This is a genomic window from Ruegeria sp. E8, assembly GCF_056533985.1.
In genome coordinates this window covers 546,224-558,238 of record NZ_JBQFOY010000001.1, presented here as the reverse complement: position 1 = coordinate 558,238, position 12,015 = coordinate 546,224, and the positions used below count along the sequence as shown (strand labels likewise).

General features: G+C 57.3%; 13 protein-coding genes. 6 read left to right on the top strand and 7 right to left on the bottom strand.

Annotated elements, in window-relative coordinates; translation table 11 throughout:
• The first annotated feature begins 83 nt into the window (after nucleotides 1-83).
• The 4 genes from ctrA (at nucleotide 84) to ACR0LF_RS02805 (ending at nucleotide 5,498) form a co-directional block, all read left to right on the top strand.
• Nucleotides 84-800 carry a response regulator transcription factor CtrA gene (gene ctrA / locus ACR0LF_RS02820; RefSeq protein ID WP_050602406.1) on the top strand — a complete coding sequence of 239 codons (717 nt, stop codon included), beginning with the start codon at nucleotides 84-86 and terminating at the stop codon, nucleotides 798-800.
• Nucleotides 801-923: 123 nt separating this feature from the next.
• Entirely contained in the window at nucleotides 924-3,176 is a 2,253-nt protein-coding gene (gene ligA / locus ACR0LF_RS02815) for an NAD-dependent DNA ligase LigA (RefSeq protein ID WP_480574647.1), read from the top strand.
• Entirely contained in the window at nucleotides 3,173-5,263 is a 2,091-nt protein-coding gene (recG, locus tag ACR0LF_RS02810; protein ID WP_480574644.1) for an ATP-dependent DNA helicase RecG, read from the top strand. Before ligA ends, recG begins: the two co-directional genes overlap by 4 nt.
• Nucleotides 5,264-5,375: 112 nt before the next feature.
• Complete coding sequence (locus tag ACR0LF_RS02805; RefSeq protein WP_256367922.1) at nucleotides 5,376-5,498, top strand: hypothetical protein; 123 nt, start codon at nucleotides 5,376-5,378, stop codon at nucleotides 5,496-5,498.
• A gap of 184 nt (nucleotides 5,499-5,682) precedes the next feature.
• On the opposite strand, the gene ACR0LF_RS02800 is transcribed toward ACR0LF_RS02805, so the two are convergent.
• A complete protein-coding gene (locus ACR0LF_RS02800) occupies nucleotides 5,683-6,321 on the bottom strand; it encodes a MarC family protein (RefSeq protein ID WP_480574641.1) in 639 nt (212 codons plus the stop codon).
• A gap of 58 nt (nucleotides 6,322-6,379) precedes the next feature.
• Nucleotides 6,380-6,832, bottom strand: coding sequence for an iron-sulfur cluster assembly scaffold protein (locus ACR0LF_RS02795; protein ID WP_480574638.1), 453 nt, complete (start codon nucleotides 6,830-6,832; stop codon nucleotides 6,380-6,382).
• 48 nt (nucleotides 6,833-6,880) lie between these two features.
• Here ACR0LF_RS02795 and hisI point away from each other — a divergent pair, with 48 nt between their 5' ends.
• Entirely contained in the window at nucleotides 6,881-7,270 is a 390-nt protein-coding gene (gene hisI / locus ACR0LF_RS02790) for a phosphoribosyl-AMP cyclohydrolase (RefSeq protein ID WP_480574635.1), read from the top strand.
• A 10-nt stretch (nucleotides 7,271-7,280) separates the two neighbouring features.
• Here the strand turns inward: hisI and gluQRS are convergent, their stop codons facing one another.
• From gluQRS to ACR0LF_RS02770, 4 genes are all read right to left on the bottom strand, one after another.
• Entirely contained in the window at nucleotides 7,281-8,162 is an 882-nt protein-coding gene (gene gluQRS / locus ACR0LF_RS02785; RefSeq protein ID WP_480574632.1) for a tRNA glutamyl-Q(34) synthetase GluQRS, read from the bottom strand.
• Nucleotides 8,159-8,773, bottom strand: a complete 615-nt coding sequence (locus ACR0LF_RS02780; protein ID WP_480574629.1) for a class I SAM-dependent DNA methyltransferase — start codon at nucleotides 8,771-8,773, stop codon at nucleotides 8,159-8,161. The genes gluQRS and ACR0LF_RS02780 overlap by 4 nt, the downstream gene beginning before the upstream one ends.
• A gap of 37 nt (nucleotides 8,774-8,810) precedes the next feature.
• Nucleotides 8,811-10,151: a methylenetetrahydrofolate--tRNA-(uracil(54)-C(5))-methyltransferase (FADH(2)-oxidizing) TrmFO gene (trmFO, locus tag ACR0LF_RS02775; RefSeq protein WP_480574626.1), complete on the bottom strand. Its 1,341-nt coding sequence runs from the start codon at nucleotides 10,149-10,151 to the stop codon at nucleotides 8,811-8,813.
• Between the two features lie 255 nt (nucleotides 10,152-10,406).
• Nucleotides 10,407-11,192, bottom strand: coding sequence for an enoyl-CoA hydratase (locus ACR0LF_RS02770; protein WP_480574623.1), 786 nt, complete (start codon nucleotides 11,190-11,192; stop codon nucleotides 10,407-10,409).
• Nucleotides 11,193-11,250: 58 nt separating this feature from the next.
• Here ACR0LF_RS02770 and ACR0LF_RS02765 point away from each other — a divergent pair, with 58 nt between their 5' ends.
• Nucleotides 11,251-11,694 (top strand): PaaI family thioesterase, encoded by a 444-nt coding sequence (locus ACR0LF_RS02765; RefSeq protein ID WP_480574620.1) that lies wholly within the window; start codon nucleotides 11,251-11,253, stop codon nucleotides 11,692-11,694.
• Between the two features lie 62 nt (nucleotides 11,695-11,756).
• Here the strand turns inward: ACR0LF_RS02765 and ACR0LF_RS02760 are convergent, their stop codons facing one another.
• Nucleotides 11,757-11,984: a DUF1127 domain-containing protein gene (locus ACR0LF_RS02760; protein ID WP_480574617.1), complete on the bottom strand. Its 228-nt coding sequence runs from the start codon at nucleotides 11,982-11,984 to the stop codon at nucleotides 11,757-11,759.
• Between the last annotated feature and the right edge of the window lie 31 nt (nucleotides 11,985-12,015).

Sequence of the window (12,015 nt, the reverse complement as noted above, 5' to 3'; positions counted from 1 at the left end):
ATTCAACGGTAACGTCAGATTAACCATTCTTGGTCAGGTTTATTTTTAATTGGAATTATTGACCCGAATTGGAGCAGTGAAAAATGCGAATACTTCTTGTCGAGGATGATCCGACTACGTCCAAAAGCATCGAATTGATGCTGACGCACGCAAATCTGAACGTCTATGCAACGGATCTTGGCGAAGAAGGAATCGATCTGGCGAAACTCTATGATTACGATCTGATCCTGTTGGACCTGAACCTGCCGGATATGAACGGGCATGAGGTTCTGCGCCAATTGCGGATTGCCCGGGTCGAAACACCGATTCTGATCTTGTCTGGCGCTGATGACACCGAAAGCAAGATCAAAGGCTTTGGATTCGGCGCGGATGACTATCTGACCAAGCCCTTCCATCGCGAAGAGCTGGTGGCACGAATCCACGCCATCATCCGCCGGTCCAAAGGGCATTCACAATCCATCATCCACACCGGACGCGTTGCTGTGAATCTGGATGCCAAAACTGTCGAGGTGGATGGCAAGACGGTGCATCTAACCGGCAAGGAATACCAGATGCTGGAACTGCTCAGCCTGCGTAAGGGCACAACGCTGACGAAAGAAATGTTCCTGAATCACCTGTATGGCGGCATGGACGAACCTGAACTGAAGATCATCGACGTGTTCATCTGCAAACTGCGCAAAAAGCTCAGCAACGCGACAGGTGGCGAGAATTACATCGAAACCGTCTGGGGGCGCGGATATGTTCTGCGCGACCCACAAAGCAACACTTTGGACGAGACCCGGATGGCGGTCGGCCTCTGATTTGAACCACCAGTGCCGCCGGTGGTCCAGGGCGGCACTTTGCACTCACGGCTCAGCACGTCTGGACCTGGCCATGGCCTCGCCCTATCACTGAGGTCCAAGAACGCGTGACAGGGCGAGGCCATGAGCAACTCCATTTCCATATCTGATCTGACCGAAGACGAAGCGCGTGCAGAACTGGCGCGCCTGGCGGAAGTACTGTCACGTGCAAACACGCTCTATCATGGGGCAGACGCCCCCGAGATGTCGGATGCAGACTATGACGCTCTGAAACGCCGGAATGCCAAAATCGAAGCGCGTTTTCCCGATCTCAAACGCGCCGACAGCCCGTCGGATCAGGTGGGGGCCAAAGCGGCAGATGGGTTTTCGAAAGTCACCCATGCGGTGCGGATGATGTCGCTGGGCAATGCCTTTGATGATGAGGACGTGGCCGATTTCGAAAGATCGATCCGAAAATATCTGGGTCTGGGCGCGAATGAACCTTTGTCCTTCACGGCGGAGCCAAAGATTGACGGCCTGTCTTTGTCATTGCGGTATGAAAACGGCCAGCTTGTTCAGGCTGCAACCCGTGGGGATGGCGAAGTTGGCGAGAACGTGACAGCCAATGCGCGCACGATTACCGATATCCCTCAGCAATTGCACAATGCACCAGACGTTCTGGAGGTCCGCGGTGAGGTCTATATGTCTCACGCGGATTTCGAGGCGCTGAACGCGCGGCAGGCGGAACGGGGCGGAAAGCCCTTTGCCAACCCACGCAACGCAGCCGCAGGGTCTTTGCGGCAGTTGGATTCGGAAATCACGCGGTCCCGCCCGCTGAAGTTCTTCGCCTATGCTTGGGGCGAATTGTCCGAACCTCTGGCTGATACGCAAATGAAAGCGATTGAGCGGCTAAAAACTCTTGGGTTTTCAACAAACACACTGACTCGTCTGTGTGATACAACCCAAGAAATACTCAAGCATTACCAGGATATTGAAGCGCAACGTTCGACCTTGGGTTATGACATTGACGGGGTCGTTTACAAAGTGAATGACTTGACCCTTCAATCGCGATTGGGGTTCCGTTCAACCACGCCGCGATGGGCGATTGCACACAAATTTCCCGCCGAATTGGCTTGGACAAGATTGGAGGCGATCGACATTCAGGTCGGTCGCACCGGCGCGCTCAGCCCCGTGGCGCGTTTGCATCCGGTGACGGTTGGCGGCGTTGTTGTGTCCAATGCAACATTGCACAATGAAGACTATATTGCCGGGCGCGATGCCAAGGGCGGCACGATCCGCGAAGGCAAGGATATTCGTGTCGGCGACTGGGTGCAGGTATATCGCGCCGGGGATGTGATTCCGAAATTGTCGGATGTAGATCTTTCCAAGCGTCCCGATGATGCTCAGCCCTATGTCTTTCCGACACGCTGTCCTGAATGCCAAAGCGAAGCGATCCGCGAGGAGGGCGACGCTGTACGCCGGTGTACCGGCGGCTTGATTTGTCCGGCGCAGGCCGTTGAAAAGCTGAAGCATTTTGTCTCCCGCAAGGCGTTTGACATCGAGGGGCTGGGCGCAAAACAGATCGAGATGTTCTATGATGATCCGGTCCTGCCGATTAATACCCCCGCAGATATCTTTACGTTGCAACAGCGCGACAAAGGTAATCTGGCGCGGCTGAAAAACCGCGATGGTTGGGGGGAAACCTCGGCCGGAAACCTGTTTGCCGCAATCGACGAAAAGCGCACCATTCCATTTGCGCGCCTGTTGTTTGCGTTGGGGATTCGACATGTGGGTGAAGTCGGTGCCCGCGATCTGGCGCTTTATTACCGCGATTGGGATGCCATGGCGCAGGCGCTTGATACAGCGCGCCCCGCCGCTCTGGCTCAAAGACAAGCGGATGAGGCGGAAGATGCGGAACGCGCGGCTGCGCAGGCTGAGGGCCGTCGCGCCCGCCTCAAAGAGGTGCGGGACGCAGCCATCACAACGGCAAACGCGTCTGCCGAGGCCAATGCCGCGTGGTTTGATTTGATTGGCATCGATGGGATCGGCGCAACGCTTGGCCTGTCGCTGTCGGATGCGTTTGCTAATTTGGAAGAGAGGCGTGCTTTCGACACGTTGCGCAAGGAACTGACGGTTGTCGCGCCCGATGCGCCCGCTTCGGATAGTCCAGTGGCAGGCAAAACCGTCGTTTTCACCGGAACGCTGGAAAAGATGACACGCGCCGAAGCCAAGGCCCGGGCCGAAGCGTTGGGCGCGAAAGTGTCAGGCTCTGTCAGTAAGAAAACCGATATTCTGGTCGCTGGTCCCGGGGCTGGGTCAAAGGCGAAGAAGGCGGCAGAGCTTGGTATCGAAACTCTGGATGAGGATGGCTGGTTGCAGCTGATCGAAGGCGCATGAGCGGGCGGCCTGAACAGCTTTTCCCGCTTTTTGCGGGATTGGAAACACTTGAAGGTGTTGGCCCCAAAACCGCGCAGGTCATGGCGCAGACCGGCGTGGAAAGCCCGCGCGACGTATTGTTTGGGTTGCCATATGCCGTGGTCGACCGGCGCAGGCGTGATACGATCCAGGGTGCTGATCTGCCTGCTACGCTGACCGTGGAGGTGACTGTTGGCCCGCACAGACCGCCACGCAACAAAGGCGGAGCCTACCGTGTTCATGTCGAAGACAGTCAGGCCGATTTTCAGCTGGTCTTCTTTCATGCGCGCGGGGATTACCTGAAGAAAGTGCTGCCTCAGGGCGCGCGCCGGGTGGTTTCGGGCAAGCTGGAACTGTTCGATGGCATGGCCCAGATGGTGCATCCGGACCACATGCTGCCGGTCGAACAGGCCGGGGAGATCCCGGAATTCGAGCCGGTCTATCACCTGACACAGGGGCTGACCCAGAAAACAGCGTTCAAGGCCAGCCGCAGCGCGTTGGCGCGAACCCCCGAGCTTGAGGAATGGATTGATCCCGCGCAAGTGGCGCAACAAAACTGGCCGGATTGGGCCTCGGCCATTCGCGCAGGTCACAATCCGCAAGGGGCGGATGATGTCGCTCCATTTGCGCCTGCGCGTCAGCGTTTGGCCTATGACGAACTGTTTGCGCACCAGTTGACGCTGGCTCTGGCGCGGCAGCGGGAACGTAAGTCACGGGGTGTTGTCAGCGTTGCGACCGGAGCGTTGCAGTCCAAAGTGCTGGCAAGCCTTCCGTATCGCCCGACCGGGGCACAATGCCGTGCGATTGAAGAAATCTCGGCCGACATGGCATCCGAAACTCGCATGAACCGCTTGCTTCAGGGGGACGTAGGGGCGGGTAAAACCTTGGTGGCCTTCATGGCACTGCTGATCGCAGTCGAGGCTGGCGGGCAAGGTGTGATGATGGCCCCGACCGAGATACTCGCGCGCCAACATCTGGAAGGGTTACGACCGCTGGCAGAAAAGGCTGGGGTGGTTCTGGAGCTGCTCACCGGGCGCGATAAGGGAGCGGAGCGTCGCGCCAAGCTTGGCGCTTTGAAGCAGGGCAAGATTCATATTCTGGTGGGTACCCATGCCGTGTTTCAGAATGATGTGGAGTTTAAAGCTCTGCATCTGGCCATCGTCGACGAACAGCACCGGTTCGGCGTTCGGCAACGGATGGAACTGTCTGAGAAAGGGCAGGGAGCCGACGTTCTGGTTATGACAGCAACGCCGATCCCGCGCAGCCTCGCGCTGGCGCAATATGGGGATATGGACGTGTCGGTGCTGGACGAAAAGCCGCCGGGTCGAAAACCGATCAAGACAGCGATCGTCAGCACGCAGCGCATGGACGAGGTCGTGTCACACCTGCGCCGCGCGATTGAAGAGGGGCGGCAGTGCTATTGGGTCTGCCCCTTGGTGGACGAATCCGAGGTCTCGGACCTAACGGCCGCAGAAGAACGGTTCAAGCGGCTGCGTGCTATTCTGGGCGACGGTGTGGTAGGGCTGGTGCACGGGCAAATGCCGCCCGCAGACAAAGACGCGGCCATGAGCGCCTTTCAGAGCGGTGACACCAAGGTGTTGGTGGCTACGACCGTCATCGAAGTAGGGGTCAATGTTCCCAACGCTACGATCATGGTCATTGAGCGCGCGGAGATTTTTGGATTGGCGCAATTGCACCAATTGCGCGGGCGCGTGGGGCGTGGCGACGCGGACTCGACGTGCCTGCTGATGTACCAACCGCCGCTGAGCGAAGGAGGCCGCAAGCGGCTGGAGGTTCTGCGCGAAACCGAAGACGGGTTCCGCATTTCCGAAACCGATCTAGAAATGCGCGGCGCCGGGGATCTGATCGGAACAGCGCAATCCGGTCTGCCCAAGTTCCGTATAGCTGATCTGGAACGTCAGGCCGGTTTGATGGCTGTGGCCCAGTCCGATGCACGGGCGTTGCTGAATGCGGACCCCAAACTGACCTCGGATCGGGGACGAGCGGCACGTGTTCTTCTGTGGCTGATGAAACAAGATCAAGCAATCCGTTTGATTTCAGTGGGTTAGACTCGACGTTCTAAAAAGTTCACAAATGTTCTCAAAAAGTTCTTTACCGACTCGAGTAAATGTGAGAACAAAAGGTCAACAAAGGATTAAAACTCTGCCCGGAGGTGACCCTATGCTGACCCAGATCAAGACCGCTTTCAGCCGCGCGCAATCGACCATCCTTCAGGATGCGGTTGGCGTGATGTCTCTGGTCGTGATCCTGATGGTTGCGCTTCACCTGCCGGTTGGATTCTAAGCCTTTCTGCCTGCGATCTCGTGCCGAACAAACCGCGCTGTCATCCCCATTTCAGTCAAGGGTGACCTGCCTGTCCCAAACCCCTTGAGGGGCCATGCCTCGGCCCCGCGCGGTGAACCGGACCCCACACGAGACACGCAATGCCTGCCGCCGCCCTTTCGCCCGGAAGGTGCGGCGGCTTTTTTTACAATTGACCGGTTTTGAAAATCTCAAGCAGCGCGGACAGGACGGAATTGACCGCAACGGACGCCAGTATCATCCCCATGATGCGGCTGATGATCGCCGCGCCTGAATGGCCGATCCAACGAATGATCGGCTCTGCCAGAAGCATCAGAACAAAAGCAACCAACAGCACGGACAGCATGACCAGCGCCGTGATTCCTTGATCCGTCGCGCTGTACCGATGGTTATCGGTCAGAATGACGATGGCCAGCATGGCACCCGGTGACGCCAACGAGGGTACGGCCAGAGGAAAAATCGCCGGGTTTTGCTTGTGGTACTTGTCTTCCAGGTCCTCTTCCGCCTGCCGTTGTTCGATGTCCTGTTTGCTTTCGCCAAAGATCATGGTCAGCGCGAACAGAAACAGGATGATGCCACCGGCCACCTGAAACGAATTCAGGCCGATATCCAGCGCTTCGATCAACAATTGGCCAAATACAAGGAAGAACAGTAACACCCCGGCGCTTATGATGGCGGCCAACAAGGCCGTTTTCCGTCGGGCCGCAGCGCTCAGGCCGGCAGTTACGGCGATAAACACAGGAATTGTGCCGATCGGGTCAATGACGACCCATAGTGTCACAAAATGCTCAAGCAGATTATCCAAACCCATCCCTCCTCAAATCTGAGCGGAGGGTAAACGGGTTCGTCTCAAATAGCTACAATCAGGCGCAGTGCGCCTGTTCCGCCTGCGCCATGGCTTCGGCTGTGGCATCCAGCGCCAGCAGGATCGAAGCGTGGCGGTTCTTATAGTCCCGCGCGGGCATGAGAACCTCAAGCCCGTGAAAGGGCGCGTCCGGCACGGGGCCGTCTTTCTTCAACATTGCAGCAAGCTGATCACGTGCGGCTTCGACCTGCGCGCGTGTGGCCCCGATAACAGCGTCTCCAACGACCGAAGCAGAAGCTTGCCCCAGAGCACAAGCCTTCACGTCCTGACCAAAGGCGCTGACGCGACCATCGTGAACCTTTACATCCACCGTCACCGTCGAACCGCACAAAGGTGAGCGTTTCTTGACCGTTGCATCAGGGTCTTCCAGCCGGTCCAGATGCGGAATGTCCGCCGCCAGCGCCAGAATGCGCCCGGAATACAGTTTAATCAGGTCGTTCTCGCCGCTCATGGCTTTCCCTCGTCGTGTGTTCCTCATACATAGTCGTCAGCCCACCGGATGCAAAAGGTTTTTCACATGTCTGATCCCGTCGTATTTGATCCTTCTGCCTTGAAATACAACGAGGCAGGTTTGATCCCCGCGATTGCGCAGGATGAATCGTCAGGCGAGGTTCTGATGATGGCATGGATGAATGCGCAAGCTGTTGAAAAAACGCTGGAAACGGGCAGGGTAACCTATTGGTCACGGTCTCGTCAGGCCTTCTGGATCAAGGGCGAAACCTCGGGGCATGTGCAGGAGCTTGTGGATTTTCGGATCGATTGCGATCGGGATTGCCTGCTGGTTCTGGTGCACCAAACTGGGGCTGCCTGCCACACCAACCGCCGGACCTGTTTCTACACGGCTGTGCGGGATGGGGTCGAGACGGAACTGATGGCCCCGATGGAATAATGGCGCAAGGTCAAAGTCCGACCATACGCCGAATGTCTGCGGGGCTGGCGCCTTCGGCCCTGTATTTCGAGATCGCACGCGCGTCGTCACGTTTGGCCAGACGCTTGCCCGCATCATCACGGATCAGATCGTGGTGGTAATACTCGGGCGTGGGTAAATCCAGCAGGGCCTGAAGCAGGACATGTATGCGGGTTGCTTCGAACAGGTCCTGACCGCGGACCACCCGGATGATCCCCTGAGCCGCGTCGTCCAGTACGACGGACAAATGGTACGAGGTACCCATGTCCCGACGGGACAGGACAACGTCGCCGATTGTTGTTTCCATTTCGTCAGGAGAGAAGGTGATCGTACCGGTTTCGCCATCAGGTCCCGAGCCAAGTTCGGTGAAATGAAACCTGTCAGAGTCGCGGATCGTCTGAAATGCATTAGCGACATTCAATCGCAAAGGCGCTTCTTTTGGACGAGGAAGCGCCCCTAAATCCTTGCCAATAAATCTATTTCGACATGTACCAGGGTATATGATCCCATCGGGCCCATGCAGCGGCGCGCCTTCCTGCGGTGCGCTTGCGGCGGCGGCGATGTCTTTGCGGTTGCAGGTGCAGGGATACAGCAGTCCTTGCCTCCACAATTGATCCAGCGCTTGGTCATAAACTCTCAGGCGATCCGACTGGCGCATCACAGGTTCTGGCCATGTCAGTCCCAACCAACTGAGATCATCGTAGATCTGAACCTCCCACTGTGGACGCGAGCGGGACATATCTATATCTTCGATCCGCAGAAGGAACTGACCGTGCTTTGCAACTGCCATGTCATGGGCCAGCAGCGCCGAATACGCGTGTCCAAGGTGAAGCGGCCCTGTTGGGGATGGCGCGAAGCGAGTTGTGAAAGTCACGCTTTTTCTAATACATACACGTCTGAGTTAAGGTTTATGCCGGGCAGATGTGGCCCATGTTCACGAAATAACAGACGAGCGGCCCCCATGTCGACCCAATCGGACAGGCGGCAGGTGAATTTGTAATCTGCCAACGCGTGATCATTGAAAGAAAATGCCAGCAATCCGCCTTTGGGCAGGGCGTGCATCAACATGTCGAAAGTCTCGGGCGGAGCTGCACCCTGACCGATAACGCCAATCGCAGTGATCACCGAATACGCGCCACGCTTTAGCGGAGCGGGCTCGGTAATGTCAAAACTGGTCAGGGTTCGGTAAGCCCCCTTGGCCTCAGCCTCTTCCAGCATTTCTTGGGTTGGATCCATACCATCGATGATCTCAAAACCGGCAGCGCGCAACGCCAGGCCCGACAATCCGGTGCCGCATCCGTAATCCAGAATGGGAGTCTCAGGCTTTGGGTGGATAGACCACAAGGCGGCAGCTACACGGCCCGGAGTGGCGTATCCCTGTTCGGCAACCTCATCTTCGTAGGTCGCCGCCCAGTTCCGATAGTGCGTTTCAGTTTCTTGCGGAGTGTCGAGGTCGTAGGTGCTGTTCAGGAACTTTTCGCTCATCTCAACATGCTAGGCCGAGATTATGTTGCACGTCCAGTCAGCAATGGTCCAACCACGTGTTCCATTCGGCTTTGGCCCGGTCGGTATAGGCCTTGTACCGGTCTTTCCGACCCCGTCGACCGCCTTTCAGACCATCCACCGGGCGGAACAGGCCGAAGTTTACATTCATCGGCTGAAAGGTCTTGGCCTCGGCCCCACCTGTTATGTGATGGATCAAAGCACCCATGGCGCTGTCCTGCGGCACTTCCGGCAGTTCGCGCCCCAGAATTTCAGCGGCAGCCAGACGTCCGGCCAGCAATCCCATCGCCGCGCTTTCGACGTAACCTTCGACACCCGTAATCTGCCCGGCAAAGCGGATGTTGGGCTTGGATTTCAACCGCATTTGCGCATCAAGCAGGGTAGGTGAGTTGATAAACGTATTGCGGTGAATGCCGCCTAGGCGTGCAAAACTGGCGCTCTCAAGCCCTGGGATCATGCGGAACACGTCGGTCTGGGCACCGTATTTCATCTTGGTCTGGAAGCCCACGATGTTGAACAACGTGCCCAACGCGTTGTCGCGGCGCAACTGAACCACTGCATGTGGTTTTACGTCCGGTGCGTGCGGATTGGTCAAGCCCACCGGCTTCATCGGCCCATGACGCAGGGTTTCGCGCCCGCGTTCAGCCATGACCTCGATAGGCAGGCAGCCGTCAAAATACCCGGCTGTTTCCCCTTCGTGGAATTCGGTTTTGTCCGCCGCCAGAAGAGCATCGATGAAAGCTTCGTACTGATCCCGGTCCATTGGACAGTTCAGATAGGCCGTACGTTCTTCTTCAGTCTCGCCCTTGTCATAACGCGATTGCATCCACGCTTGGCTCATGTCGATGCTATCGGCGTAAACAATGGGGGCAATTGCGTCGAAGAATGCCAGCGCATCCGTGCCGGTTTCAGCCTGAATGGCCTTACCCAGCGCGGGGGATGTCAGGGGGCCGGTTGCAAAGATCCACTGGCCGTCATCAGGCAGACTTGTCACTTCTTCGTCGGTCACGGTTACACGCGGGTGCGCGCGGAGTTTTGCAGTGACGCTTTCGGCAAAAGGATCGCGATCCACGGCAAGCGCGCCACCCGCTGGCAGGCGATGGGCATCTGCCGTTGTCATGATCAGACCGTTCGCCGCGCGCATTTCCCAATGCAGCAGGCCCACGGCATTCTGCTCGTCGTCATCCGAGCGGAACGAATTGGAGCAGACCATCTCGGCCAGATTGCCGGTCTGATGCGCAAAGGTGCCAACGGTGGGGCGCATTTCGTGAATCACCACGTCAACGCCCATTTCAGCGGCTTGCCATGCTGCCTCTGACCCGGCCATCCCGCCGCCTACAATATGCAAAACTTGTGTCATGTGCTGCCACATAGGGCACAGCACAATCGGACGCAACTAAGGCATCGCCAGTTTCGAAATTTTGAAGGAGGGGTCTTGGGGTCGCCGCTGCGGGATTGTCTGCGCTGGTGAGAGAGACCAGCTGGAGGGACCTTCCGCCCACGGCGACCCAAAAGTATCCTGAGGCCTCAGCCTCGACCCAGCTTTGCCATAGAGTTGCCCTTTTGGAAAGTGCAAAAATGAAAACAGTGGCAAAAAATGTTCAAAACAATTGCCTCATTGGGTCCAATTCGGGGGGCGTTTTTCAATAAAGGCGGAAATGCCTTCTTCCGTATCCCGGTACAACATATTCTGTGCCATCACATCGCCGGTATAGGCATAGGCTTGGTCGAGCGGCATTTGAAGCTGCTGATAAAACGCCTCTTTTCCGATTTTGACGGCTGCCCCCAGTTTGGAAGCAACCAGATCTGCCAGCGCGTTTGCTTCCTGTTCCAGTTGCATCTCAGGAACGACCTTGTTGATCAGACCCAGCTCTGAGGCGCGCTCGGCAGAGATGAATTCACCGGTTGTCAGCATCTCAAAAGCCCGCTTTCTGGGAATGTTGCGGCTGAGCGCCACCATCGGTGTCGAGCAGAACAAGCCAATGTTAACGCCGTTCACCCCAAAGCGCGTACCTTCGGCCGCGACAGCCATGTCGCAGGTGGCCACCAACTGACACCCGGCTGCCGTCGCAATTCCATGAACTTGCGCGATGACGGGCTGGGGTAGGGACTGGATCGACATCATCATCCTGGCGCAGCGTGAAAACAGATCCTGAAAATAGGCTTTGCCGCCATCCTCGGATTGACGCCCGGCTGTCATCTGCTTCAGATCATGCCCGGCACAAAAGGCCTTACCTGAGCCCGACAGGATCACAGACCGGATCGAACTGTCTTCGCGCAGAGCATCAAGTTCTGACTGAAGTGCCGCCAGCATCTCTTCGCTAAGTGCGTTCAGCCGGTCCGGGGCGTTCATCGTCAGCCTTGCAACCGCGCCTGTGTCGTTACGTTCCAGAATTGTCATCTTGCCCTCCGATCCCAAGTTGGGCCAACTCTAGGTCGGTAAGAGCAGGAGGGGAAGTATGGCTTTGGCAATGAACCGGGACGAACTGTCACAATATCTCAAAGAGGTGTTCCCGCAGGTGCACAAAGATTTTGTGGTCGAGGATCTGACCGAAGACACCATAGCCATGCGTCTTGTGGTTCAGGACCGACATTTGCGCCCCGGTGGGACGGTCTCGGGGCCTTCCATGTTCGGGCTGGCCGATGTCTGTGTGTATGCGATGGTTCTGGCACGAAAGGGGCGTCAATCTCTGGCAGTGACGACCAACAGTTCACTGGATTTTCTGCGAAAGCCAAAAGGTGGTGCCGATCTGATCGCGACCTGCCGCTTGCTTAAACTCGGCAGAACCTTGGCGGTTGGGGACGTGCTGATCTTTTCCGAAGGCGCGGATGAACCCGTCGCGCGTGCAACGATGACCTATTCCATCCCGCCCGCAGGCTCAGCAGCGGCAAACTTCGGATAAAAAAGGCCGGGGGCAGGCCCCGGCCCAGGAAGAGGTCCCAATAAATTGGGACTGGGGATCAGTTAAGGCTGCCAGAAATAGCGCTTTACTTCACGGTGCGCATCGCGGCGGGTCAGGCCCACATCGTGCAGCAAACGGTCATCCAGATAGCCCAGGTTGACGCGACTGCGACGATGGCGTTCCCATTGAGTGACCGCCGCCGCAAACCGCACGGCCAGCGCAGCGATCAGCGGCAGCCGGGGACTGTCGTTCAGCAGCATGAGGGCGGGGTTGTGCATTGTGCGTGTCATCTCAGAAGTCCTTTCAAATTGTATTGACACA